This window comes from Kaistella yonginensis (assembly GCF_030409525.1).
GTDB classification, from domain to species: Bacteria; Bacteroidota; Bacteroidia; order Flavobacteriales; family Weeksellaceae; genus Kaistella; species Kaistella yonginensis.
In genome coordinates, this window is record NZ_JAUFQB010000062.1 from 88,005 (window position 1) to 113,213 (window position 25,209).

Below are 25,209 nucleotides of genomic sequence, written 5' to 3' on the forward strand. Positions count from 1 at the left end.
GCTTTTTATATTTAATCTTAATAATATATATTTGCTAAACTTAAACTTTGAATATGGAACAAAAATCAACCAGCAAACACCCTAAGGGTTTACCCTACCTGTTTTTTACAGAAATGTGGGAACGTTTCGGCTACTATTTAATCTTAGGAATCTTCGTTCTTTACATGATCGACAGTGAGAAAGGAGGTCTCGCTTTTAATGACAAAAATGCAGATGATATCTTCGGAACCTTTATCGCTTTGACGTATCTTACTCCGTTTCTGGGGGGATTTTTAGCAGACAAAGTACTCGGTTATATTAAGGCCATTTACATTGGTGGAATCTTAATGGGACTGGGTTATTTAGGTGTTGGTTTATTTCGGGAGCTTCCCCTATTCTACGCCTCGTTAGGCTTGGTAATTTTAGGAAATGGATTCTTTAAACCAAGTATTTCTACACTTCTAGGAAATCTCTATAATGAAGAACCCTACAAAGCAAATAAAGACGCGGGCTATAATATATTCTATATGGGAATTAATATTGGTGCTTTCATTTGTAATATCATCGCTGCATTTATGCGCAACAAATATGGTTGGGGACCAGCCTTTATGACCGCGGGAGTGGGAATGTTTATTGGCCTCATCGTATTTACCTTAGGAAGAAGGCATATTTTACAAGCCAATATTTTAAAACCATCTCAAGAAGGAGATACCAAAATTTCTGATGTTTTATTAAAGGTTTTCTTACCCGCAATCATTGCCGGAGTAATCGGCTGGATGATCCCAGGAAACGTTTTTGGTAGCGACTCAACCGATGCCTTTATATTTGCGTGTATTCCTGTAATCTACTTCTACATCATGCTATATGTAAAAGCCAATGCTGAAGATAAAAGACCAATAGGAGCTTTGCTCGCTATTTTTGCCGTGAGTTTAATGTTTTGGGCGGTTTTCAAACAAAACGGAACAGCACTTACCCGCTGGGCAAAAGACTATACCGACCGTTCAATTCCTGCGCCCTTGGTTGAACCTTTACGTGCCATTAATTTAATTGATGGAAAAGACGGAGTGCAAGGGAAAACCTACGAAATGAAAGAAGTTTCGGTTTACGACAACCAGTTTAGAGCCTTAAAAGATGAAGCTGGAAATCCAGTAAAAGAACAAGGAACCGATATTTATTTTAGAAATATTTCTGATGAAGAGCGGGCCAAGTTAGAGGCAGATCCAACCCAGGAAGTTGCGCTGTATAATACCGAATTATTTCAGTCTATTAATCCCGCCTGGGTCATTCTACTAACACCAATCGTGGTTGGATTTTTTATGATTCTTCGGCGAAAAGGCAAAGAACCCACTACCCCAGCGAAAATCGTCTTAGGTTTATTCATCTCGGCCTTATCCTGTTTGGTAATGGTTGGTGCTGTTTATGCTGGTGACAACGGCTTAATCAAAGTATCGGCCATTTGGTTAATCGCTTCCTACGGAGTAATTACGTTGGGGGAACTGATGTTATCGCCGATGGGATTATCACTGGTATCGAAATTATCACCCCCAAGAATTACCGCATTGATGATGGGAGGATTCTTTCTATCCACCTCCATCGGGAATAAACTTTCAGGTGTTCTGGCCAGTTTTTGGTACGAATACGATAACAAGGCTTATTTCTTCGTTGTAAATTTTGGCTTATTAATGATTGCAACCATTTTAGGTCTATCGATTTTAAAAAGACTTAATAAGATATTGAAAGAAAAAGGCATTAATTAATGACTTAAAGCTATAATAATGAGAAAAGCGCTGTAGAATACGGTGCTTTTCTTATTTAATACTAAAATATCTTTCCTCCTAAATCGAAAAAAAACTATATTTGTTCCTTAATCGAAAACTAACAATAAATAATTATGGATACAACACAGCCGCAACAAGGACATCCAAAAGGATTATACACCTTGTTCTTTACTGAAATGTGGGAGCGATTTTCCTATTATGGAATGCGCGCTTTACTTACAATTTTCTTAACCGCTGAATTAGCGACAGGTGGCTTTGGCCTGGATCGCGCTGAATCTCTTTCAGTTTACGGTGTTTTTACCGCTTTGGTTTATTTAACACCAATCTTAGGTGGATGGTTTGCTGATAAACTTTTAGGTCAGAGAAAATCAATCTTAATTGGTGGATTGGTAATGGCAATTGGTCAGTTTATGTTGGCAGCTGGTTCTTCCATTGATTTATTTGCAGATGTTGAAACAAGAAAAAACCTATTCTATCTTGGGTTAGGAGTTTTAATTTTAGGAAATGGATTCTTCAAACCAAACATTTCAACCATTGTTGGTGATCTTTATGATAACGATGATCCAAGAAAAGACGGTGCGTTTACCATCTTCTATATGGGTATTAATATTGGGGCTTTCCTTTCTCCATTTATTGCCGGGACTTTAGGTGAAAAAGTAGGATGGCCTTACGGTTATTTTGCTGCCGGTCTGGGAATGCTTTTAGGAGTACTTTGGTTTTATGCACGCAGAGGAACTTTAGGAGATAAGGGACTTCCACCAGGTTATAAAGAAAAAGGTCTAACCGAACTGGTAGGAAAAGACTGGAGAGATGTAATTCTTTACACCATTGGAAACGTAGCTTTTGTTTTCTTAGTGATGTTTATCTGGAATAATACCCCGGAATTGGTTCATACCATCATGGTTTGGGTTTTGGGTATTGCAGGTGTTGGCTTCATTGGAATGTCTATTTTCAAAGGAACGAACGGATCTACAGAATGGACCAGAGTGTTTGTAATCTTAATTCTTGCCTTTTTTAATATTGTATTCTGGGCAGGTTTTGAGCAAGCAGGAGGTACGTTTAACCTATTTGCACAGGAAAACACCGACCGTGTTGTTGGAGGTTTTGAGATCCCAACTACTTGGTTCCAAAACATTAATCCTATTGTGATCGTGACCTTGGCTCCACTATTTTCTATCTTATGGGTAAAATTAGCGGCTAAAAGATTGAATCCAAGAACACCAATTAAATTTGCGATGGCGATGTTCGTTGGTGCATTTGCGTTCTTTATTATGACTCAGGCGCAAAACAGTGCAGACGCTGGAAATATGGTTAGTCCAATGTGGTTAGTAGTTGTTTACGCGCTTCTAACGGTTGGGGAGTTGATGTTATCACCGATCGGTCTTTCAATGGTTACCAAACTTTCACCAAGTAATATTACTTCTATTATGATGGGTGTTTGGATGGCCAGTTTTGCTTTAGGAAATTATCTTGCAGCAACTCTGGAGCAGATCTTAACGACTTATGATTTTGCTTTATACCCATTCATCACGTACTTAATGTTAGCCTCGGGAGCATCTCTATTATTGCTTTCTCCGCTATTAAATAAATTTATGAAGGGTATTCACTAAAATTTCGTTTATAAAAATCACAAAAACCACCGATTATTCGGTGGTTTTTTCTATTTTCGTTTGTTCAAAATTTATATATTATAATTTTCTTTACTTAAGAATTTATTCTAAATATATATTCAGCACGTCAACTTACTCATTTATAATTATTCATTACTTATGAACCTCACCCTCGAACAAATTCAAGATTTCAAAGGAAAATACCCAAAACAAATTTGGTCGCTTTTCTTTTCCGAAATGTGGGAACGTTTCTGTTTCTACGGAATGCGCGGAATGCTGGTCTTCTTTATGATTTCTCAGTTAAATCTCGCCGAAAAAGAAGCAAACTTGCAGTATGGAGCTACCCAAGCATTTGTGTATGCCTTTACTTTTGTTGGTGGTTTGTTTGCAGATAAAATTTTAGGATTTAGAAAATCTCTCTTTTGGGGAGGTTTTTTAATGATTATTGGCAGCATGATTTTGGCTGTAAATCCACATGATTTCTTTTTTATCGGAATTTCATTTACCGTTGTAGGAACAGGTTTTTTTAAACCCAATATCTCCACCATGGTTGGTAAGCTTTATAAATCTGGTGACAGCAGAACCGATGCGGGTTTCTCGCTCTTTTATGCCGGAATTAATTTAGGTGCTTTACTTGGCGGTTATCTATGTATTGCCATCGGTAAAGGAGAATTGTTGTCTCATTTAATCCCCGAAGCATTGCGTTGGAACGTGGCTTTTGGTTTGGCAGCAGTAGTTATGGTGATCAGTTTAATTAATTTTGTTTTTACCCAAAGAAGTTTAGGCCCGATTGGATTGCAACCTCAGAAAACGTTAAAAAGCGGTGAGTTAGTTTCCCTGGAGAAATGGAAAGAATATGGCGTTTATGCCTTGTCCTTAATTTTTGTGCCCATGATTATGGTAATGGTTGCAAAAACACAATACACAGATTATTTCATGTATACGGTAGGACCCTTAACACTGATTTATTTATTCTATGAAATGTCAAAAGTAAATAAACCTGAGAGAAGCAAACTATTCGCTGCCTTAATTTTCATTCTTTTCTCAATCGTTTTTTGGGGAATTTACGAACAAAGTGGCGGCTCGCTAAGTATTTTTGCTGCACATAATTTGAATAATGATTTACTAGGCTTAGATCCCAACGGAGTTAATAATTCAGGTGGTGCTTTCTTCGTATTATTAGTAGCAGTACCGATTGGATTGCTGTGGATCTGGCTCAGCAAAAAGAAATTAGAACCCAATACCATTATTAAATTTGGTTTAGGATTCTTATTTCTAGGTCTCGGTTTTTATGCAATTTATGCAACGAAATTTTTCGCAAATATGGCCGGAGTTACTTCCCTGAGTTTGTTCACCATTGCCCTATTCATTATAACATTGGGTGAAATGTGCCTCTCACCCATCGGACTTTCCATAATGACGAAACTTTCTACCCAAAAATTGCAAGGTATGATGATGGGAATGTGGTTTTTAGCCTCCGCCTACGGACAATATGTCGCAGGACTAATTGGCGCAAATATGGCAACTGCCAGAGAAGGTGCTTCTAATATGGAAAAACTACAAGCTTATACTTCTGGGTATAAAGATCTCGGTTTGTATGCGGTGATTGCAGGAATCGTGTTAATTTTAATTTCTCCCATAATCAAAAAATTGATGCAGGAAGTAAGATAAAATTTAACTTGGTACGACTTTAGCCATCAAATATAAGATGAAAAAATTCACCCTTTTATTTTCGCTTTTCATAACATTTTTCGCGTACTCGCAAGTGAAGTGGATGACTTTGGAAGAAGCACTAACCGCACAGCAGACTGTTCCTAAAAAGATTTTAATTAACTTTTATACCGATTGGTGTGCGCCATGCAAGGTAATGGAGAAAAACACCTACAACCAACCGGTGATTGCGGCTTATTTGAATGAAAACTATTATCCTGTTAAATTTAATGCGGAAGCAAATGAAACCGTAACCATTTTGGGTAGAACTTTTACCAATTCTGACCGTGAAAATGGAAAGAAAAAAAATGCCATGCACGATTTCACAAAATATATGAATGTTACCGCCGTTCCCTCCGCTGTTTTTCTGGATGAAGTTGGGAATCCTATTACCATTTTACAAGGCGCTTTAAATGCAAAGGAATTAGAGCCGTACATTCCATTTATTGCAAATAATGAATTCAAAAAAATAAGCACCCGCGAACAGTGGGAAAACTATCAAAAGAAATTCAAATCCAGCATTAAAGATTAATTTCGGTTTTTAAAATAGTAAAATCAAAGACTTTCAAATATATTTTGGAAGTCTTTTATATTTTAACGAAATTCGCTACCTAACTTTCACGACCTAATATCTTTAATATTGACGTTAGAAACTTCCATAGAATATCTAAAGGGAATCGGTCCCGAACGAGCCAAATTCATTAAGAATGTTTTGGGATTCGCCACCGTAGAAGATTTTCTAACTTTTTACCCTTTAAGATATATCGATAAAAGCAAGGTTCATAAAATTGGGGATTTAAGAGTCGAAACAGAAGCTGAAATTCAATTAAAAGGAAAAATTACAGACTTTCAAGAAGTCGCATATGGAAAAGGTCAAAAGAGATTGGTGGCCAAATTTCGCGACGATTCTGGCACGCTGGAACTCGTTTGGTTCCGCTACTCTAAATGGATGAAAGAGCAAATCCCCTTAAATCACGAAATTTTCATATTTGGAAAAATTAATGAGTTCAACGGCCTTTTCTCTATGCCCCATCCAGAAATTGAAATTGATGAAAAAAAGGCAGTTTCAGGCACGCTTTTACCGATCTATCCTGGCAGCGAAAAACTCTCCAAAAGAGGTTTGAATAATAAGTTTTTTCAGACCGTAATCGCAGATATTGTCAAAAATCTACCCCATTTAGTTTCGGAAAACCTACCCGATTCTTTAATGAAAAAACTAAACTTAATTGGTAGAATTCCCGCTCTATACAATATCCATTTTCCTAAAGATTTACATCATTTTCAACATGCAGAAAACAGAATTAAGTTTGAAGAAGCTTTCTTTTTTCAGTTAGGTTATGGTTTAAAAAAACAACACCACAAAGCAAATGTTATTGGAAATCCTTTCCCAAAAATTGGTGAAAATTTCAATCAGTTTTACAACGAGTTCATTCCTTTTGAGCTCACCAATGCACAAAAAAAGGTGTTAAAGGAAATTCGTACAGACCTGAAAATGCCGATTCAAATGAACAGGCTTTTGCAAGGCGATGTTGGTTCCGGAAAAACAATGGTGGCGCTTCTAACCATGTTAATTGCTTTGGATAACGGGTTCCAAAGTTGCATGATGGCACCCACAGAAATTCTTGCACAGCAGCATTTTAATTCCATTCAGGAACTTTTAAATAAAACAAACACCAAGGTTCGTTTGTTAACCGGTTCTACCAAAACTTCAGATCGGAAAGTTATACATCAGGAGCTTCTGTCTGGTGAACTTTCGATTTTAATAGGAACGCATGCTGTTTTGGAAGATATCGTGCAATTTAAAAATCTCGGCTTAGCCATTATTGATGAGCAGCATCGTTTTGGTGTGGCGCAAAGGGCCAGATTATGGGCGAAAAGCACGATTGCTCCACACATTCTGGTCATGACAGCCACCCCGATTCCGAGAACTTTAGCCATGAGTTTCTATAGCGACTTAGATGTCTCTATCATCGATGAATTACCCGTTGGCAGAAAACCAATCATCACCGCACATCGTCGGGAAAAAGACCGATTGTCCATCTTCCGGTTTGCCAAAGACGAGATTGAAAAAGGACGACAGATTTATTTTGTGTATCCCTTAATTGAAGAATCTGAAACGTTGGATTATAAAAATTTACTAGAAAACCTTGAACATATCATGGCATTTTATGAAGGATTGAACGTAACCATGCTTCACGGTAGAATGAAACCTGCGGAAAAAGAAGCGGCCATGCAATATTTCGCCTCGGGAAAAGCCCAGATAATGGTTGCCACGACCGTGATTGAAGTAGGGGTAAATGTTCCCAACGCCACTGTAATGATCATCGAAAGTGCAGAACGTTTTGGCCTGTCACAACTGCACCAGCTTCGTGGCAGAGTTGGCCGCGGTGCAGAACAGAGTTATTGTATATTGGTTACGTCTGATAAATTATCTAGTGACAGCCGAACACGGATGAAAACTATGGTTGAAACCAATGATGGATTTAAGATTTCAGAAGTCGATATGAAATTACGTGGTCCCGGAGATATTTTGGGAACCCAACAAAGTGGCGTGGTCGATTTTAAAAAACTGGACTTGGTGACTGATGGAAAAATAATTAAAGCAGCAAAATTAACCGTAGAACATTTACTAAAAAATGATCCCAAGTTAGATCATCCCGAAAATTTTGAATTGCGAACGTATTACGCCAAACAGTATAAAGGAAAAAATAAGTGGGGACGAATTTCCTAACGATTATTTTTTATAATTCATGGGTGGTGGCGGCGCGGAATATTCCACCGTTTCGGTAACTTTCTGTTTTTTTGCAGACGATATGCCATTCAGTAACTCCATCATTTGAGCAAGATTTTTATCGAAATTCTTTTGATTTGAAAACGCAATGATTCCCGCATAACCCTCCTCATTAATGTGATAATTAGCGACGTACTCAAAATCGATTCCTTTCGTATTTGCGATATATCTGAGATATAAAACTTTCAAACCATTCACGGTGCGATATTCTGATTCTTTCAAACGAAAGAAATCAGCATTCTTTTGAATATTAATGATGATAATGTCTTTGAGGTTTTTTAAAGTGGGAATTTGAATTTTTTCCGTAATTAAAAATGCCAATAATTGGTCATCTCCATTGGTTTTAGAAAATAAATATTCTGTATAAGGACTGGCGGCGTAGGGTGAAACTTTCCATTTATTGGGATTAAAATACACCCCCATATTCATCCTTTTGCTGCGCATTAAAAAGCTGGCATCGCTGCTTTTTTGAAAGGGAATATTATTGGTAATGATCGTTTCCAAACTTTTAGCGTCACTTTCATTAACGAAACGCCAGGTGCCATTATCAAATAAGACCACTTCTTTTCCGTCCTCAGTGAGCCCTTTTACTTGAGCAAATGCCAAAGTACTGCAAAAGAATAGACCAATAATAAATGTAATTTTCATGCTACTAAAATACAAATTAAATGAAGTCAAAATTATCCGTTAATCAGAAATCGGCATATTTTTTTAAATAAAGCACCATAACTAAGCTTTCTTAATCACGATACTTATAAATATTTTGAATACTTTTGTTTTCTATGAAAAAATACATTGCCTTTCTCTACTTGTTTATATTAGTACCCTTGTCGGGACAATCAAGAATTACGGTTTTGAAAACAGGTGAGCGCACCCCGATCCCCAATGCTACTATTACCTGCAAAGGCATCATTTTAGCAAAAACCAATGCGGAAGGAATTGCACACTTTAAAACGAAATGTAAAAAAGTAGATGTAAAGGCTGTTGGTTTTTATGAAGATGAAGCAGTGGTTGATAAGGTTATTGAAATCGCACTTTCAACGGCCGACCCTAAAACCCAATCTATTGAAGGGGTTATTATCAGTGATAAAAGTGACCCCCGTGCCTTGGCAATTTTAACCAAGGTTAATAATCTTTTTAAAGATAATTCGCCCAACAGTTTAGAGTCTTATTCCTTCAAATCTTACGAGAAGATATCATTGGACTTTGATGAAGACAGCATTAAAAATTATAATCAATTCCTGGATCATCGTCTTGATTCATTAAAATTGCTTCCACAACATAAACAATCGGCCGAACAAAAGAAGGATTCCGTGGAAAGTGTAAATGTGATGAAGCTGATGACGACGAGCAAATTGTTTCTGTGGGAAAGGGCTTCAGAATATTTGTATTCAAGCAAATACGGAGAAAAAATTAATATTTTAGACAATCGCGTGGCCGGATTAAAGGAACCAGTTTATGAAATGATGGCTTTACGATCGAACAGAAATAAAATACCGAAAGAAATTCAAAAAGAAAACCGAACCCTTTACCGCTACTTTCTTACCGACAGTATTGAGATTGAAGGCCGTAAAAATTACGTGATCCGTTTTCGCCAAGCCGATTATAAAAACACCATCCAAAAACGAAAATACAATGGCTATATCTACGTGGATGCGGAAACCTATGGTCTAAAAAAAATTGAGAGCAATAGCAAGAAAAAAAGCGAAGGATCAATCACCAGTACTTGGAAACCAATCGATAATAAATGGTTCTTACTTAAAGAAAATTTTAAAATTAAAATGGGCTCTACTGTTTTTGATGGAAAGAAAACCGACAAAACTAAAAAAGATGATTCTGAAGAAAAACTAAATCAAAAATTTGGGAATTACGTCTTTATTATGGCCGATTATTTTGATTTTAAAACATCAATTGAAGAGGATAAAAAAGATTTCTCTGGCTATACCATTGATGTAAAAAACGCTGATGGAGCCATTTTGAACCAATTCCGAACTGATTCCCTGACGGCCCGTGAAAATATAACTTATGCTAAAATCGACAGTGTTGGGAAAAAGTATAAACTCGATCAAAAACTGAATGTTTTTACTGGTTTTCTCAAAGGAAAAATTAGAATTGGCAATTTTGATTTTGATGCACTTCAACTTATAAAGTATAATCAATACGAAGGATTTCGTTTGGGTGCAGACCTTAAAATGAATGAGAGATTCAATAAATATATTTCACCTGATGCCTATATTGCATATGGTTTTAAAGATTCATCCTGGAAATATGGCGCCGGAATCGACTTCAAAACAACATTGGCAAAAACATCTTATTTCCGAGCCGAATATTACAATGATGTAGAAGCTGCCGGTCGTTTTAATGAGAACCTTTGGAACTTTAAGATGAAAATTAACAATTCTGGAGTAGACTTAAAAAATGATCGATTTTATCACTTTGAAGGAGTTAAACTGTCCTATGAAAATGATTTATCCAACACCTTTACTGTAAGAGCATCGGTAAAAAAAGATAAAGAAGAAGCGAGATTTGTGTACAATTACAAAAATCTTGGGAATGATTTCGAAAATTTTGCGACGCAGCTTACCTTGAAATATTCGCCAAACTCAAAAAGCATGATGACTCCTTCTGGGAAACTCACCTACGATCAGAATTATCCTGAATTTTATTTTAATTATAAACAAGGTTTAAAAACTTTGGGTGGAGATTTCAGCTTCAGTAAATTTGACTTTTTAGTGCAACACCGTTTTAAATCTAAAATCGGCGTAACCGGTGTTCGTTTGTACACAGGTTTCGTTGTAGGAGACGCTCCAATCTGGCATCAATATGCGATAAACGGATTAGGAAATGGCGAGAATTCACTTAATTTCAACCTTACTTCCTATATTGGTTTTGCTACGATGGAAGGCGGTAAATATTACAATGACAAGTTTTTCGGCTATTATTTCACCCATCGAATTCCGTTTTACTTCAGCACTTTTGGCAAGAAAATTTCCAGTTTTGATATGGTATACCGCGGCATTACAGGTGATATGAAAAACCCAGAAATCCACCAGTTCGAGTTCGAGAAACTCAATCATCTTTATCAGGAAATCGGTTTAGAAGCCAATAATTTTTTAGGAAGTCCGTTCAATTTAGGATTCTTCTACCGTGTGGGTTATTATGCGACTCCGATGTTTAAAGAAAATTTTGCCATTCAGTTAAAACTCAATTTTTTAGGATTTTAGTCATGAAAAACATACAGATTAAAGCAAGTTCATTTTTTGAATTGTTGAAGATTAAAGATACCTCAATGTGGGAAATTTTTGCTCAAATGATCGGTGATGAAGAAAAAGAAATTATCTTTTTAGATGATGAAGAAAAATTAATTTTCACTTATTTACTTCCCAATAATTTAGAAAAACTGCAAGAAGATCGAAAGCAATTTGCCCAGGAATATTCTGAAAAATTATCTGGACTCAATTAAAAGTATTGTTTTTTTTTAAGCAAACATATTTCAAAGTTTTAATGATAATCATCAAAATAAAAAGACCGTTTTTTGTAAACGCTTAGTTCATTTGCAAAAACAAATCAATTGTTTTTTTTGTTTCTAAAACATCATGAACCCTCAGAATTTTTGCGCCATTTTTTAGAACTTTTAAATGCAGCTTCTGTGTTTCTTGGATAATATCTAAAGGAGATTTACCCAAAGGTTTATAGATAAAAGATTTTCTGGAAATCCCTACCAACAAAGAATATTCACCAAATCCAATCGCATCGAGTTCAGCGATCATTTGATGTTGCTGGGTCTCATTTTTACCAAATCCAAATCCAGGATCCAGAATAATATCTTTGATTCCGAAACTTCTTAATTGTAGAATTTTATTTGAAAAATAATCATTAATATTAAGGATAATATCACCATCGATTAATTTCTTATGCATCGATTCATAGGTAGGATTAATGTGCATTAAAATATAAGGAAGACTGGTTTCTGCAACGGTTTCAAACATTTTATCATCAAACATTCCGCCTGAAATATCATTCACCATATCAATTCCCTCTTTACAACCAAACTTTACAGTTTCAGAATAAAAAGTATCCAACGAAATTAATAGCGCTGGGAATTCTTTTTTAATCAATGATATGAGCTTTCCTACCCTTATAATTTCTTCATTTGAACTTAAAAGTTGGGCCTTGGGTCTGGTAGATTGTGCGCCAACATCAATAATAGAAGCCCCATCAGTTGCCATTTTTTCAACTTGCCGCAGTGCAGCTTTTTCCGTGTTAAATTTTCCACCATCAGAAAAGGAGTCCGGCGTAATATTGAGAATTCCCATAATTTGGGGTTTCGATAAATTAATTAAATGACCACGACAATTCACGCTTAAAAAATCAGTCGATCGAAGATGGGAAATTTCAGTATTCATTTTACAAAAATACAATTTCTGATAAAGATCAACCGACAACTCTCACCCGAAATTCTTATCTTTGAAAAGTTTAGAAATCTTATGCAAAAAACATCAAAACAGTTCGACGAAGTTATCCAAGTCTGCCGGGAATTATTCAGCAATAAACTGTCGGATTATGGTGCCTCCTTTCGTGTTTTACGAACATCTTCTTTAACAGATCAAATTTTTATTAAAGTAAAAAGCTTACGTAATTTTCAAACCACCGGCGTTTCTAAAGTTGGGGAGTCTGCGGAAGAGAATTTTATCGCGATTGTAAACTACTCTATTATTGGTTTAATTCAGTTAGAAAAGGGATTTGCAGATGATTTTAAGCAAGACAAAAGTGAAATTTTAAATCTTTATGACCGATTTGCATTTGAAGCCAAAGATTTAATGATGAAAAAAAATCATGATTATGGTGAAGCTTGGCGTGAAATGAGAATTTCATCCATTACCGATTTAATTTATCAAAAAGTACTGAGAACCAAGCAAATAGAAGATAATGCAGGCGCAACTTTAGTTTCAGAAGGAATTGATGCCAATTATTTTGACATGTTGAATTATGCTGTTTTCTGCTTGATCAAGTTTTCTGAAGAAAAAGAAGTATTTAAACCTACCATAATTTAATTTAGATGTTCAAAAATATTTTGCGAATTTTAATCGCCCTCATTTTTATTGCGTCTGGTTTTGTAAAAGCCGTCGATACTGTGGGATTTTCCTTTAAATTGGAGGAGTATTTCTCGCCTGCGGTTTTTAATATTGCTTTTTTAGAAAAGCAGGCACTCATCATTGCAGTGGTGGTTGTAGTTTTCGAACTTGTATTCGGATTTTTATTATTGATAAAAAGTCAACTGAAGTTTACGCTGACGATGTTAATTGCATTATGTGTGTTCTTTGCGTTCCTTACCTTCTATTCTGCATATTTCAATGTGGTAACCGATTGTGGTTGCTTTGGTGATGCCTTGAAAATGGAGCCTTGGCAAAGTTTCTGGAAAGATATTGTATTACTCATTGGATTGGTCTTGCTCTACTTTTTTTATAAAAATGAGTTTGAAGCTCCTGAAGTAAAAACATCATTTAAAAAATACTTTTCTGCTTTTGCATTCATGACGATGGTTTTCGTTATTAATTGGGGAATTACCCACGAACCGGTCATTGATTTCAGAGATTATAAAATAGGAACTGACCTTGTTGTAGAAAAGGATAAAATCGCAAAAAAACCCTCAGAATTTAAAACCTTTTATTCCATTAAGAATGAAAAAACGGGAGAAATTTTAGCGGTTAACCAAGATGATTACGTCAATGAAAAAAAATATTGGGAAGAAGGTTCACCTTGGATTATTGACGAAGCAAAAACAACTTCTAAATTAGTGAAACAAGGTTATGAATCAGAGATTGGGAAGTTTAAACCAGAAACTTTAGAAGGAATCGATTTGACCGATGAAATCCTGAAAGCGCCAAAAGCCATTCTAATTTTTGCTTATGATCCGAAAAATGCAAACATTAATATTTTAGCACAGGCAGAGGCCAAACTTCTTCAACAAAAAAGCGCTTATATCTTGGGAGTTTCTACAAATCCCACTACTTTTAAAAGTATTAATAATGCATTGATGGACGGCACTGCCATAAAAACAATTGCAAGAAGTAATCCTTTTGTCCTAACTTTAGAGAAAGGAAAAATTGTAGATAAACGCTCAGCGGAAGATTATATTAAACAAAAAAATTAAAGATAATGAATCAAAACCAACACAAATCTAATAAATCAATTGCAGGATATCATTTATTAATGATTCTTTCAGCAGTTGATGGCGAATTTGCTCCGGCCGAAGGAATGCTTATTCAGCAGTATCTAGCAGATGAGTTTCCTTTTAAAATGAACCTGGATAATGAACTTGATGCCATCGCCCTATTACAACCGGAAGAATGGAAAGATCATTTTGAATTTCATGCGCGATGTTTCTTAGAAGATTCCACAGAAAAGGAACGTAAATCATTCCTCAACTTTGCAAAAACCCTGATAAAGGCCGATGAAGAAGTAACCGATCGGGAACATGATTTTTACATGCTTCTTAAACACTGTTGGCAGTCAATTAATAAATAAAAGTATTAGAAAATGAGAAAAAATATCGTTGCAGGAAACTGGAAAATGAACAAAAATGTAATTGAAGCGCAACAATTGATGTTTCAATTATTAGAGTACAAAAAAAAGAATACCACCAATTGTGAAGTGTGGATTGCGCCACCAGCTATGTATTTGATGATGGCGAAAGATGTCTTTGCACACAATGAAATTGGAGTTTTCGCACAAGATATGAGCGAACACGACAGTGGTGCTTACACCGGTGAAATTTCCGCAGATATGTTGGAATCTATACACGCAACCGGTACGCTAATTGGTCACAGTGAGCGCAGACAATACCATGGTGAGACTGATTCGCACTGCAATAGAAAAATAAAATTGGCTTTAGACAAAGGTTTAACACCGATTTATTGTAATGGTGAAACATTGGAGCAAAGAAAATCAGGCAAGCATTTGGAAGTGGTGAAAAACCAAACCGAAGTTGCTCTTTTCACTTTAACAGCTGAAGAAATCAAAAAAGTAGTCATTGCCTACGAACCAGTTTGGGCGATTGGAACAGGCGAAACTGCTTCTCCGGAGCAGGCACAAGAAATCCATAAACACATCCGAACTTTAATCGCGGCTAAGTATGGGAAAGAGGTTGCTGATGAAATTTCAATTTTGTATGGCGGTTCAGTCAAACCGGATAATGCAAAAGAGATTTTCTCTCAACCAGATATCGATGGTGGTCTAATTGGTGGTGCGGCTTTGAAAGCAGATGATTTTGCGAAAATTATTGAAGGGTTTAATACCTAAATCCTCACCCTAAATCCCTCTCCAAAGGAGAGGGACTTTTAGCTCATATATTGATGGTGATTTACCTCACAAAAAAGGCGTCCCAATTTTGAGACGCCTTTTTTATTATTTTGCTAAGAAAATTATTTCTTTTCTACTTTTCTGGCCAGTACTTCATCCACCATTCCAAAATCTTTTGCTTCTGAAGAAGTCATCCAATAATCACGGTCAGATGCTTTCTCTACCCACTCATAGGTTTGTCCGGAATGATCGGAGATAATATCGTACAATTCTTTTTTCAACTTTAGCATTTCACGCAGGTTGATTTCCATATCACTTGCAACGCCTTGCGCACCACCACTTGGCTGGTGAATCATCACTCTTGAGTGTTTCAACGCAGAGCGTTTTCCTTTTTCACCGGCGACCAAAAGAACAGCACCCATTGAGGCGGCAATTCCGGTACAAATTGTAGCCACATCTGGCTTAATAATTTGCATGGTGTCATAAATTCCTAAGCCAGCATAAACACTTCCACCAGGAGAGTTGATGTAAATTTGAATGTCTTTTGATGCATCAGAACTTTCCAAGAAAAGCAGTTGCGCAGTCACGATATTGGCAACCTGATCATCAATCCCGGTGCCGAGGAAAATAATACGATCCATCATTAAACGGGAAAAAACATCCATTTGAGCAACGTTCAACCGTCTTTCTTCCATAATATAAGGCGTAAGATTGTTTGGGCCGTACATTCCCATATATTGATCAGTTGCCAATCCACTATTTCCTAAATGTTTTACAGAGAAGTCTCTGAAATCTTTTTTAATATCCATTATCTATTTTTTACTGTTTTAAGTTTACAATTTTTGTTCCTTAAAAAAACTATGCCCTTTTGTCAGTTGTCGGTTTAGTTTTTTATTTATTTCATTTAATAACGATTTCAAAATCATTATTTTCTTCACCGATTCATAATATTCCGCCGGGTCTTCATCTCTTACTGCATCTAACTTCTTTACAATATCATAAATCATTTTTTCAATAAAGTGACTTTTATGAATCAGAATATCATCTTCAATTTCTACTTCTAGTTTGTCACCAGGTTTTGGCGGAAAAATATTGCTTTTTTCCCAATTACTCAATTCTTCATCACCAATAATAGCGTTGGAAACTTTAGAAACGATGGTTTCATCCATTAAAGTTAAGAAAAAATTACTTTGAATGATTTCATTGTTGACTAAGCCATTTTTCAATTCCTCAATTATTTTTTGATTGATGGGCGATTGTGGTTCATAATTATCTTCGTTAAAGTGGCTGATAATTTCTTCAATGACCGTTATTTTAAATGGCTGATTATCAGCATCAGACTTCTCTAAAACACGATCTCCAAAATTAAGCATGTGTTTTACCAGTTTTTCCTCCAGTTCCAACAAAGGATTTAACAAGAGTGCTGTTGCGGGCACGATTTCTAGTTTCGGCCGAATTTGTTGTTGCTCACTTCTTTGTTGGGGAGAAAATTGCTGATTCTGAATCTGCTTCTGAACATTGAGTTCATTAAAAAGAGACTGCTCAGAAAGTCCGAATTTTGTAGCAACTTCCTTCAGATAAACCTCTTGTTTTAAGGCATTCTTCACAAAAGCCACCGATTTTACAATATTCCGAATTGATTCTGCTTTTTTAATAGGATCATCGCCGGCTTCTTTTAATAAAATCTCGGCTTTAAAATCGATAAAATCCTTGGCTTGCGTTTTAATAAAATCCTCCACATAATCTTGTGGATGTTTTCTGGAGAATGAGTCAGGATCGTCGCCATCTGGAAACAATAAAATCCGGATGTTCATTTCTTCGGCAAGCAATAGATCAATACTTCGGAAACTCGCTTTAATTCCAGCGGGATCACCATCAAAAAGAATGGTTACATTTTCGGTTAGCCGTTTGATCAATTTAATTTGATCCACAGTCAAAGCTGTTCCAGAACTGGCTACCACATTATCGATTCCGCTTTGGTGAAGAGCGATAACATCCATATAGCCTTCCACCAGAAGGCAGAGGTTGGCCTTAGAAATCGCCTGTTTTCCTTGGCTTAAACCGTAAAGAACACTGGATTTATGATAAATTTCAGTCTCCGGAGAATTTAAATATTTTGCTGTTTTTATATTGTTTTTTAGAATTCTTGCGCCAAATCCTAAAACACGACCGGAAAAACTATGGATGGGAAATAAAACCCGTTCCCTAAACCGATCGATTCCGTTCGGTGCATTTTCGGGGAAAATAGAAAGGCCAGATTTCTCTAAAATATCTTTGGAATAGCCTTTGTTCAAGGCAAATTCTGTAAAAGCATTTCGTTGTTCTGGGGAATAACCCAATTGGAATTTTTTAATGATATCATCCCGAAGTTCTCGTTCTTTAAAATAAGAATAAGCGATGGTGGTTCCTTCTTCGGTTTCAAACAATTGATGCTGAAAAAAATCGTTAGCAATTTCATGAATTTTATAGAGCAACTCTTTATCGGTTTGCGCCTGCTTTTGCTCTTCTGTAAGTTCGCGTTTATCCTCTTCGATTTCTATTCCGTACTTTTTCGCTGCGTAACGAAGTGCTTCGGGATAGGTAAAATTCTCAATCTCCATTAAAAAAGAAATGGCAGTTCCCCCTTTTCCCGAGGAGAAATCCTTCCAAATCTGCTTGCTTGGTGAGACTACAAAACTTGGCGATTTCTCATCATGAAAAGGGCTTAAACCTTTAAAATTAGAGCCAGCGCGCTTGAGCTGTACATATTCACCGATGATTTCTTCTACCCGCACGGCAGAAAATATCTTATCGATTGTTTGCTTAGAAATCATTCTGTAAAAATAGTAAATATGTTTTTCATTTCCTTATAATTTTGGGCGTATCCCTCGCCAAAACTTATCAACAAACCGCAGCGTTTTTCCGCAGCTCGGGTCGGGCTCTACATTGCAAGTCCTCAGTTGGCGCTCGCTTCGCTCGCGCCGCCTTCTGGGCTTTCCATTGCGATCCCTTACGCGGTGCACAGCGCCAAATAAAAAATAGATCGTGCAAAGTAAGAAGAGTATGTTGGGATATTTGGATCCATCAAAAAATAATAGTGGGTATATACTCTTATTTCTTCAAAACTTCAACCTCCAGCTTCTTACTTGAGACTAAAAATCTTCCAAAAAAAATTAATAAATTTGACCAACAATTCCCTTTAAAAATGAAAAAGCTCCTACTCGCTTCTATCCTCACCTTTTCGCTGCTGATGACGGCTCAAAAAAAATACGTGCTCGTTATCCATGGTGGCGCCGGAACGATCCTTAAATCCAGCATGACGGCCGAAAAAGAAAATGCTTACAAAACAAAACTTACCGAAGCGTTGAACGCAGGCTATGCCGAACTGCAAAAAGGAAACTCCGCTGTGGAGGCAGTGGCAGCATCGATTGTAATTATGGAAGATTCGCCCTTGTTCAATGCCGGAAAAGGAGCTGTTTTCACGGCAGAGGGAAAAAACGAACTCGATGCTTCAATTATGTATGGCAAGGATAAATCAGCAGGTGCAATAGCTGGAGTACACACCATTAAGAATCCGATTAAAGCAGCAATTGCCGTGATGCAGAAATCTGAACATGTGATGTTATCCGGCGTGGGCGCAGAACAATTTGCAAAAGAGCAAAACTTAGAAATAGTTGATCCAAAATACTTTTGGACCAAAGACCGTTGGGATGGTTTGCAAAAACTACAAAAAAAAGAATCCTTAAAGGTCAATAAAGAAACCTCACAAAACACCTTGCCAGAATCGTATGAAATCGACCAAAAATTCGGGACGGTTGGTGCGGTAGCATTAGATATAAATGGAAATCTTGCTGCAGGAACTTCTACAGGAGGAATGACCAATAAAAAATACGGCAGGATTGGCGATGCTCCCATTATTGGTGCAGGAACTTACGCCAATTCACAAGTAGGCATTTCGGCTACCGGTTGGGGCGAATATTTCATCCGGGCTACCGCAGCCCGAACGATTGCGGCAAAAATGGAATATCAAAATAAAGACCTTAGGACCGCCGCGCAGGAAACCATTGACGAAATTGAAAAATTGGGTGGTGATGGCGGTTTGATCGCTTTAGATAAAGATGGAAATATCGCCATGCCATTCAATACCGCTGGAATGTATCGCGGTGCAATGACGGAAAATGGGGAAATCATGATTGAAATCTACAAATAAATATGGAATTTAAAATCGATAAAATTCAAGATTGGCAAAAAGTTATTGATGAAATTTTGCCACAACTTCAACAAAACATTCTAATGTTAAAAGGAAATCTTGGCGCTGGAAAAACAACGTTCACGCAATTTCTATTAAAAAACTTAGGCAGTACAGATGAAGTTTCCTCTCCTACCTACTCCATAGTAAACGAGTATGATACCCCGAAAGGAATCGTGTTTCATTTTGATTTATACCGCCTGAAAAATGCAGCGGAAGTTGAAGATATCGGTATGGATGAGTATTTAGACAATGCCTTCCTGAGCATTATTGAGTGGCCTGAAGTTTATGAAGAAGAGCTAATTCACTTCCCTCATCACGAAATGACCATTGAAAATAACGGAGAATATCGGGTAATTAACTTCCGGTAAATTGTGCTGAATTAATACTCAAATCATTGTATCTTTGCGCACTGATTCATTTGAATGAGTCGGCTTTATCAAAACTTATCGCATGAGTCACACCCACGTTTTTACCCCATTTTCTGAACAGGATTTATTGCCACAGGAAGAAAAATTAGAAATTGTCAAGAAAGGAAAGCAGTTTAGCATTGGCATCCCAAAAGAGACTTGTTTGAACGAGCGCAGAACGTGTATTACGCCAGATGCAGTTCAGGTTTTGATCGCAAATGGACATCAAATTATCGTAGAAGCAGGCGCTGGCGAAGGCTCTTTTTTCACCGATTTACAATATTCTGAGGCGGGAGCGAGAATTACACCGAATGCGCAGGAAGCCTTTGAACAAGATTTGGTTTTAAAAATTAATCCTCCCACGAGTGACGAAATTGAGCTGCTAAAAATGAATACCTATTTGGTTTCTGCTTTACAAATCAATTTGCGCGACAAAGAATATTTTAAAAAACTGGCAGAGAAAAAAATTAATGCCATCGCCTTTGAATTTATTGCGGATGAATACAAGCAATTGTCGCTGGTACGATTAATTGGTGAAATTGCGGGCAGTATTTCAGTTCTTTACGCCGCAGAATTACTAGCACTTACCAATGGTTTGATGTTGGGCGGCATTACCGGAGTAAGACCCACCGAAGTGGTCATTATCGGCGCCGGAATTGTGGGTGAATTTGCAACCAAAGCAGCCTTAGGTTTGGGAGCAAGTGTAAAAGTTTTTGATAATTCCCTTTCGAAATTACGACGTTTGCACATGATGGTTGATGGCCGTGTGCCCACCTCAATTATCGATCCCAAGGAGTTGGCCAAAAGTTTAAAACGAGCCGATGTAGTTATTGGGGCTTTGTCTAAATTAAGTCATGTTCCTATTATAACCGAAGAAATGGTGGCTGCCATGAAAAAAGGCAGTGTGATTATTGATGTAACCATTGATAACCGAAAGATGATCGAGACCTCTGAAGTAACCGATATGGAAAATCCTTATGTCATCAAACATGGCGTGGTACATTGCGGTTTACCCAATTTAACATCGAAAATGCCGAGAACTACGACCAAAGCAATTTCAAATTTCTTTCTCTCCTATCTTCTGAATTACGATGATCAGGGCGGTTTTGAAAATATGCTGGTTCACAATAACGAAATGAAGCAGTCGCTTTATATGTATAAAGGCCGCCACACCAAAAAACTGATTTGCGACCGATTTGATCTTACCTATCACGATATCAACCTTTTAATTTTTTAAATGAGAAAAGCTAAATTCTTTTTACTGGGTCTTATTCCCGGACTTATACTCGTGTTTTTTATTTTGAATAAAAAAGGCGCAAGTTGTAGCGGATATCTCCCAAACTCCCGGGTGATTGCAGAAACATTATCCAAAGAATTCACTTACTCCGACGCTGTTAAAGCGGAAATGAAGTTTCTGAAAATTGATGAAAAATTCCTAAAAGACAGTATAATCACCAGAGGAAACGTAGATTTCGAAAAAAGCAATGCGCAGAAAAAACCTTGTCCGAGTTATATTTTGACCTATCCTAAGAAAAATCCACGCTACGAAATTGGATTTGAAAAATGTAAGGAACAAACGATTGTACAAAGTTTCAAAAAACTACGTTAAGCCTCATAGTTACTAATTAATTCTGCTAAAATCGTTAGTAATAATCGCGGTAAATAAAAACAAGCCAGTATAACTGACGAATTCCTGGAAACTTTAAAAGAAATCTACATATGAAATTAACCATCATCGGTGTCGGTTTAATTGGGGGCTCTATCGCCTTGAAGTTACGTGAAAATCATTTCGTAGATTATGTTTATGGGGTGGATCAAAGTGAGCAGCATTTGGCGGAGGCGGCGGCCTTAGGGATTATTGATGAAGGTGCTTCGCTGGAACACGCCCTGAAAAACGCTGATTTAATCGTGTTGGCGATTCCGGTTGATTCTGCGAGAAAACTGCTGCCGAAAGTTCTTGATTTGGTTCAGGAACATCAAACAGTAATGGATGTGGGATCGACTAAGACAGGCATTGTACAATCGGTTCAAAATCATAATAACAGAAGTCGTTTTGTGGCTTTTCACCCGATGTGGGGAACGGAGAACTCAGGACCGAAGTCTGCAATTGCAGACAGTTTTACTGGTAAAGCCGGGGTAATTTGTGACCGGGAACATTCTGCTCCAGATGCTTTGAAAATAGTTCAAAAGGCTGCAGAACAACTGGAAATGAATCTCCTTTATATGGATTCAGACAGCCACGATGTACACACCGCTTACATTTCTCATATTTCGCACATCACTTCTTACGCGCTGGCAAACACCGTTCTGGAAAAGGAACGCGAGGAAGACACCATTTTTCAACTGGCGAGTTCGGGTTTTTCAAGTACGGTTCGCTTGGCAAAATCACACCCTGAAATGTGGGTTCCGATATTTCGGCAGAATAAGGAAAATGTACTGGATGTTTTGAATGAGCATATTACGCAACTTCGCAAGTTTAAATCGGCTTTAGAAAAGGATAATTATGATTATTTGGAAGAGCTGATTCGGAATGCAAATAAGATAAGAGGGTTACTTGGGTGATAATACGAAGGTTTTCAACTCGCTAGAATTTTAATTGATCGCTGAAATTTTCGATGAAAACTTCATACCCGCTTGGAAAATATTTTATCGGTCATTTTTTTACATTAAACCCTTTGCAATTAGATATTCAATTTTTTGATTTTTTTGGCTTTGATTCGTTTCAAATCTAAAATTAATTTCGTCTTGCAAAGCAAAACAGCTATGCCTACGTTTTTTTATTCTGGTTTGTTCAGGGTCCAAATTAGTGCTTTTTCTTTTGTCGCTCTAAATATGGTATTGTGCTTTTCTTTGGGCTCAGGAGAATAATTCCACTTAATATTTGGTAAATTTTCCGCTTTTAATAGGTCACTAAATTTACGAACTGTTTCAGAAATGTCTTTTGCATCTGAACCTGCAAACCAAATTCTTTTTTCAGTTTGTGGAAATTTTGCTAAATGCCCCTTTGTCGTTTTTATTAAAGATTTGTCGTTCCACCAAAGTGAAGGATCAAAGGCAATATAATTATCAAACATTTCTGGTGTTAAGAGAAAAGTTTCCACCACAAAAAGACCCGACAATGATTCGCCAATAATACTTTTCTCATTTGTTGTTCGATAGCGTTTATTTATTTCTGGGAAAAGTTCTTCTTTAATAAAAGCTCTAAATTTTGCAGATCCGCCAACAACAGGTGCAATTTCTTTATCTTTTTCAACTTCTGTTGGTCCTGTTAAATCTCTTCTACGCTGTGTGTTCGCAATACCGACCAATATAATTGGCGGTATTTTTTTTGATTTTACAAGTTCTGCAATGGTATTGGCAATGTGCGGAAAATCTTCCTCCTTTATTCCACCGTCTGCCATATACATAACGGGAAAAGAATCGGCACTTGATTTATATTGTGGTGGTATCCAAACATTAATATTTCTAGTTTCTCCAACTTCTTTTGATTCTATAGTGAATTCGTCGTGATTTGGGATTGGGTCGTTGTATTTTTGTGCGCTTGAGCAACTTGTAAGTGCAACAAGTATAAAAAGCAAATTGCAATAAATGATTTTCATATTTTCTGTTTTTATCAATTTAGGTGATGACTGATTTCGTATGGAGATCACCAACAATTTCGCGCTACTTTTTGTAGGTGGGCTATAAAAATACGAAAACTTTGTACTTGCCGAAAACTTAATTGATCGCTAAAATCTTCGATGAAAACTTCATACCCGCTTGTAGAAATACCATGTTGACAACTCCATAGAAACCAAAATACTGCCGAAAAACGACCGAAGATGCAGCATGGCAAGAGCGTAGTCGAAGAATTCAACATGCTTTCATTTGGCTTCGCCGAACCTTCGGTTTCTTGTCTTTCAGACAAAACGAAAGCTTAGTTATTAGGTGGCGTTTCTATGCTGTAGTAGGATTCACATGTAATTGTCCACCAACGGCTTTAAGAACTTTCATTATTGTTGCAAATTGTGGTTTAGCACCTTCTGATAAGGCTTTGTATAAACTCGGTCTACTTAGTCCTGTTTCTTCTGCAATTTTAGTCATTCCAATCGCTTTAGCAACACTTCCAATTGCGACAATTATATCTGAGTCATTTCCTTCCTCCAGTACAGTCTTAAGATATTCTGCAATCATTTCGTTATTGTCTAAGTAATCGGCAATATCAAATTTTGATGTATTTATTTTCATTCTTTCTTTAATTTATTCCAAATTTGAGTAGCTTTATCAATGTCCTTTTGTTGAGTTGATTTATCTCCGCCCATTAGAAGAATAATGATTTTTCCGTCAGTTTCCTTAATGTAAATTCTATAACCCTTTGCGTAATTAATCTTTAACTCAGTAATTCCATTTCCAACTGGTTTAAAATCTCCGAAATGTTCATCGTTTTCCAATTTTTGAATTCGGAACAAAATTTTCGCTTTTTCTCGTATATCATTTAATTTTCTAAACCATTTGTCAAACTCTTTAGTTTTTTCAATAAAGTACATATAAAAATGTATTCATTTGGATACAAATTTAATAAAATTATTTGAATATTAAAAACTAACTTTTTTGGGAACTGTCTTTGGAAATTTTGCACAACGGTTGGTGATGGTGCGGCTTTAACGCGGACACTTTCTTATTATAAATTAATCTTCGGAACATCTAAAATCTTTAAACTTGCAATTCCTCCGCACTATTGCCAATACGATTAGGCGTTCGTTATTTTACTCTCGCAGCAATATCATCGAATTTTTCATGCAATAAAAGTCCATAAAGTTCTGAAAATTCCTTCCAATCTTTTGCCCGATGTTTGGTTTCCTGTCCTTCTAAAATTAATGAAAGCGTCAAATCTTTATTCACTTCAATCACATTTTCGTCATCGGTTATAACAGAAACCCAAAACGCTCCGTGTTCGTCATCCATTAGTTGAATGTCAGCAATAGCTTTTGCTATATCTGTTTCATCAATATTATCTTTTTGATAACCGCTAGCACATTGTATATAGTTTCCTGTCATTGCGTTAACTTATATGATTCCAAAATCTGCTCATGTCATTGTCAATATAGGATTTCAAAAGAATTCGAAAATCTTCGTTGATGTCAAGATTAAGTAAGTCTTTTGATAAATCGGGTCTAATTGTCCATATCCAACAGTAAATTTCCTCTTTAAGTGGCGGTTCATTGTCTGGAATGAACTCGATAATGTCTTCTGAAACTCCTATTGTATTTTCAACTAAAGTGTCAACTGCTGAAAGTCTTTCGTCAAAATGTTAATACGATGTGCTTGTTGCACAACCAAATGTAATAGAAATAAAATACATAAAAAAGCACTTTTTTATGTATTTAAGTGTTTGATATATAGAATATTATCCGTAAATTAG

The 25,209-nt window shown here is 36.6% G+C and carries 24 protein-coding genes; 16 read left to right on the forward strand and 8 right to left on the reverse strand.

The genetic code is table 11. The annotated features are described in order from the left end of the window. Positions 1-53: 53 nt before the first annotated feature. The 5 genes from QWY78_RS13955 to recG all read left to right on the forward strand — a co-directional run bounded on the left by QWY78_RS13955 (position 54) and on the right by recG (position 7,808). On the forward strand, positions 54-1,736 hold the full coding sequence (locus QWY78_RS13955; protein WP_290220860.1) for a peptide MFS transporter: 1,683 nt from the start codon (positions 54-56) through the stop codon (positions 1,734-1,736). A gap of 134 nt (positions 1,737-1,870) precedes the next feature. After that, positions 1,871-3,367: a peptide MFS transporter gene (locus QWY78_RS13960; protein ID WP_290220861.1), complete on the forward strand. Its 1,497-nt coding sequence runs from the start codon at positions 1,871-1,873 to the stop codon at positions 3,365-3,367. A 159-nt stretch (positions 3,368-3,526) separates the two neighbouring features. Then, positions 3,527-5,038, forward strand: coding sequence for a peptide MFS transporter (locus QWY78_RS13965; protein ID WP_290220862.1), 1,512 nt, complete (start codon positions 3,527-3,529; stop codon positions 5,036-5,038). Positions 5,039-5,075: 37 nt separating this feature from the next. Beyond that, the gene (locus QWY78_RS13970) at positions 5,076-5,609 is read left to right on the forward strand and encodes a thioredoxin family protein (protein ID WP_290220864.1); all 534 of its coding nucleotides are present in this window, start codon (positions 5,076-5,078) and stop codon (positions 5,607-5,609) included. 108 nt (positions 5,610-5,717) lie between these two features. Continuing rightward, entirely contained in the window at positions 5,718-7,808 is a 2,091-nt protein-coding gene (gene recG, locus QWY78_RS13975) for an ATP-dependent DNA helicase RecG (RefSeq protein ID WP_290220867.1), read from the forward strand. Between the two features lie 3 nt (positions 7,809-7,811). On the opposite strand, the gene QWY78_RS13980 is transcribed toward recG, so the two are convergent. Continuing rightward, a complete protein-coding gene (locus QWY78_RS13980; protein WP_290220870.1) occupies positions 7,812-8,516 on the reverse strand; it encodes a hypothetical protein in 705 nt (234 codons plus the stop codon). A gap of 134 nt (positions 8,517-8,650) precedes the next feature. Between QWY78_RS13980 and QWY78_RS13985 the strand changes: the two genes are divergently transcribed. Both QWY78_RS13985 and QWY78_RS13990 read left to right on the forward strand, forming a co-directional pair. After that, the gene (locus QWY78_RS13985; RefSeq protein WP_290220873.1) at positions 8,651-11,092 is read left to right on the forward strand and encodes a DUF5686 family protein; all 2,442 of its coding nucleotides are present in this window, start codon (positions 8,651-8,653) and stop codon (positions 11,090-11,092) included. Between the two features lie 2 nt (positions 11,093-11,094). After that, a complete protein-coding gene (locus tag QWY78_RS13990; protein WP_290220876.1) occupies positions 11,095-11,331 on the forward strand; it encodes a hypothetical protein in 237 nt (78 codons plus the stop codon). 82 nt (positions 11,332-11,413) lie between these two features. On the opposite strand, the gene folP is transcribed toward QWY78_RS13990, so the two are convergent. After that, entirely contained in the window at positions 11,414-12,274 is an 861-nt protein-coding gene (gene folP, locus QWY78_RS13995; protein WP_290220878.1) for a dihydropteroate synthase, read from the reverse strand. 81 nt (positions 12,275-12,355) lie between these two features. Here folP and QWY78_RS14000 point away from each other — a divergent pair, with 81 nt between their 5' ends. From QWY78_RS14000 to tpiA, 4 genes are read left to right on the forward strand one after another with little or no spacing between them, the layout of a single operon-like run. After that, positions 12,356-12,922: a DUF1599 domain-containing protein gene (locus tag QWY78_RS14000; RefSeq protein ID WP_290220882.1), complete on the forward strand. Its 567-nt coding sequence runs from the start codon at positions 12,356-12,358 to the stop codon at positions 12,920-12,922. Positions 12,923-12,927: 5 nt separating this feature from the next. Further along, positions 12,928-14,022 carry a BT_3928 family protein gene (locus tag QWY78_RS14005; RefSeq protein WP_290220884.1) on the forward strand — a complete coding sequence of 365 codons (1,095 nt, stop codon included), beginning with the start codon at positions 12,928-12,930 and terminating at the stop codon, positions 14,020-14,022. Between the two features lie 5 nt (positions 14,023-14,027). After that, positions 14,028-14,396, forward strand: a complete 369-nt coding sequence (locus tag QWY78_RS14010; RefSeq protein WP_290220887.1) for a tellurite resistance TerB family protein — start codon at positions 14,028-14,030, stop codon at positions 14,394-14,396. 12 nt (positions 14,397-14,408) lie between these two features. Then, a complete protein-coding gene (tpiA, locus tag QWY78_RS14015; protein WP_290220890.1) occupies positions 14,409-15,170 on the forward strand; it encodes a triose-phosphate isomerase in 762 nt (253 codons plus the stop codon). Between the two features lie 122 nt (positions 15,171-15,292). On the opposite strand, the gene clpP is transcribed toward tpiA, so the two are convergent. Both clpP and dnaG read right to left on the reverse strand, forming a co-directional pair. Beyond that, the gene (gene clpP / locus QWY78_RS14020; RefSeq protein WP_290220894.1) at positions 15,293-15,979 is read right to left on the reverse strand and encodes an ATP-dependent Clp endopeptidase proteolytic subunit ClpP; all 687 of its coding nucleotides are present in this window, start codon (positions 15,977-15,979) and stop codon (positions 15,293-15,295) included. Between the two features lie 24 nt (positions 15,980-16,003). Continuing rightward, positions 16,004-17,983 carry a DNA primase gene (gene dnaG / locus QWY78_RS14025; protein ID WP_290220896.1) on the reverse strand — a complete coding sequence of 660 codons (1,980 nt, stop codon included), beginning with the start codon at positions 17,981-17,983 and terminating at the stop codon, positions 16,004-16,006. A gap of 371 nt (positions 17,984-18,354) precedes the next feature. Here dnaG and QWY78_RS14030 point away from each other — a divergent pair, with 371 nt between their 5' ends. The 5 genes from QWY78_RS14030 (at position 18,355) to QWY78_RS14050 (ending at position 22,370) form a co-directional block, all read left to right on the forward strand. Continuing rightward, positions 18,355-19,359, forward strand: a complete 1,005-nt coding sequence (locus tag QWY78_RS14030; RefSeq protein WP_290220898.1) for an isoaspartyl peptidase/L-asparaginase family protein — start codon at positions 18,355-18,357, stop codon at positions 19,357-19,359. Positions 19,360-19,361: 2 nt separating this feature from the next. Continuing rightward, positions 19,362-19,769, forward strand: coding sequence for a tRNA (adenosine(37)-N6)-threonylcarbamoyltransferase complex ATPase subunit type 1 TsaE (tsaE, locus tag QWY78_RS14035; RefSeq protein WP_290220900.1), 408 nt, complete (start codon positions 19,362-19,364; stop codon positions 19,767-19,769). Positions 19,770-19,851: 82 nt separating this feature from the next. Next, entirely contained in the window at positions 19,852-21,045 is a 1,194-nt protein-coding gene (locus QWY78_RS14040) for an alanine dehydrogenase (protein WP_290220902.1), read from the forward strand. After that, positions 21,046-21,417: a hypothetical protein gene (locus QWY78_RS14045; RefSeq protein ID WP_290220905.1), complete on the forward strand. Its 372-nt coding sequence runs from the start codon at positions 21,046-21,048 to the stop codon at positions 21,415-21,417. Positions 21,418-21,527: 110 nt separating this feature from the next. Then, positions 21,528-22,370 (forward strand): prephenate dehydrogenase, encoded by an 843-nt coding sequence (locus tag QWY78_RS14050; RefSeq protein WP_290220907.1) that lies wholly within the window; start codon positions 21,528-21,530, stop codon positions 22,368-22,370. Between the two features lie 215 nt (positions 22,371-22,585). Here QWY78_RS14050 and QWY78_RS14055 read toward each other — a convergent pair whose 3' ends face one another. From QWY78_RS14055 to QWY78_RS14070, 4 genes are all read right to left on the reverse strand, one after another. Next, a complete protein-coding gene (locus QWY78_RS14055) occupies positions 22,586-23,407 on the reverse strand; it encodes an alpha/beta hydrolase (protein ID WP_290220910.1) in 822 nt (273 codons plus the stop codon). Positions 23,408-23,744: 337 nt separating this feature from the next. Continuing rightward, a complete protein-coding gene (locus QWY78_RS14060) occupies positions 23,745-24,035 on the reverse strand; it encodes an addiction module antidote protein (RefSeq protein ID WP_290220912.1) in 291 nt (96 codons plus the stop codon). Then, positions 24,032-24,334: a type II toxin-antitoxin system RelE/ParE family toxin gene (locus tag QWY78_RS14065; protein WP_290220917.1), complete on the reverse strand. Its 303-nt coding sequence runs from the start codon at positions 24,332-24,334 to the stop codon at positions 24,032-24,034. The genes QWY78_RS14060 and QWY78_RS14065 overlap by 4 nt, the downstream gene beginning before the upstream one ends. 214 nt (positions 24,335-24,548) lie before the next feature. Then, the gene (locus QWY78_RS14070; protein WP_290220921.1) at positions 24,549-24,845 is read right to left on the reverse strand and encodes a hypothetical protein; all 297 of its coding nucleotides are present in this window, start codon (positions 24,843-24,845) and stop codon (positions 24,549-24,551) included. Positions 24,846-25,209 lie beyond the last annotated feature (364 nt).

Coding starts and splice junctions, on each gene's coding strand:
- QWY78_RS14070 (WP_290220921.1), bottom strand. CDS start 24,845: ATGACAGGAAACTATATACAATGTGCTAGCGGTTATCAAAAAGATAAT.
- QWY78_RS13970 (WP_290220864.1), top strand. CDS start 5,076: ATGAAAAAATTCACCCTTTTATTTTCGCTTTTCATAACATTTTTCGCG.
- tsaE (WP_290220900.1), top strand. CDS start 19,362: ATGGAATTTAAAATCGATAAAATTCAAGATTGGCAAAAAGTTATTGAT.
- clpP (WP_290220894.1), bottom strand. CDS start 15,979: ATGGATATTAAAAAAGATTTCAGAGACTTCTCTGTAAAACATTTAGGA.
- QWY78_RS14050 (WP_290220907.1), top strand. CDS start 21,528: ATGAAATTAACCATCATCGGTGTCGGTTTAATTGGGGGCTCTATCGCC.
- QWY78_RS14030 (WP_290220898.1), top strand. CDS start 18,355: ATGAAAAAGCTCCTACTCGCTTCTATCCTCACCTTTTCGCTGCTGATG.
- QWY78_RS14060 (WP_290220912.1), bottom strand. CDS start 24,035: ATGAAAATAAATACATCAAAATTTGATATTGCCGATTACTTAGACAAT.
- QWY78_RS13990 (WP_290220876.1), top strand. CDS start 11,095: ATGAAAAACATACAGATTAAAGCAAGTTCATTTTTTGAATTGTTGAAG.
- QWY78_RS14055 (WP_290220910.1), bottom strand. CDS start 23,407: ATGAAAATCATTTATTGCAATTTGCTTTTTATACTTGTTGCACTTACA.
- QWY78_RS13985 (WP_290220873.1), top strand. CDS start 8,651: ATGAAAAAATACATTGCCTTTCTCTACTTGTTTATATTAGTACCCTTG.
- QWY78_RS13980 (WP_290220870.1), bottom strand. CDS start 8,516: ATGAAAATTACATTTATTATTGGTCTATTCTTTTGCAGTACTTTGGCA.
- folP (WP_290220878.1), bottom strand. CDS start 12,274: ATGAATACTGAAATTTCCCATCTTCGATCGACTGATTTTTTAAGCGTG.
- QWY78_RS14010 (WP_290220887.1), top strand. CDS start 14,028: ATGAATCAAAACCAACACAAATCTAATAAATCAATTGCAGGATATCAT.
- QWY78_RS13965 (WP_290220862.1), top strand. CDS start 3,527: ATGAACCTCACCCTCGAACAAATTCAAGATTTCAAAGGAAAATACCCA.
- tpiA (WP_290220890.1), top strand. CDS start 14,409: ATGAGAAAAAATATCGTTGCAGGAAACTGGAAAATGAACAAAAATGTA.
- dnaG (WP_290220896.1), bottom strand. CDS start 17,983: ATGATTTCTAAGCAAACAATCGATAAGATATTTTCTGCCGTGCGGGTA.
- QWY78_RS13960 (WP_290220861.1), top strand. CDS start 1,871: ATGGATACAACACAGCCGCAACAAGGACATCCAAAAGGATTATACACC.
- QWY78_RS14000 (WP_290220882.1), top strand. CDS start 12,356: ATGCAAAAAACATCAAAACAGTTCGACGAAGTTATCCAAGTCTGCCGG.
- QWY78_RS14005 (WP_290220884.1), top strand. CDS start 12,928: ATGTTCAAAAATATTTTGCGAATTTTAATCGCCCTCATTTTTATTGCG.
- QWY78_RS14045 (WP_290220905.1), top strand. CDS start 21,046: ATGAGAAAAGCTAAATTCTTTTTACTGGGTCTTATTCCCGGACTTATA.
- QWY78_RS14065 (WP_290220917.1), bottom strand. CDS start 24,334: ATGTACTTTATTGAAAAAACTAAAGAGTTTGACAAATGGTTTAGAAAA.
- QWY78_RS14040 (WP_290220902.1), top strand. CDS start 19,852: ATGAGTCACACCCACGTTTTTACCCCATTTTCTGAACAGGATTTATTG.
- QWY78_RS13955 (WP_290220860.1), top strand. CDS start 54: ATGGAACAAAAATCAACCAGCAAACACCCTAAGGGTTTACCCTACCTG.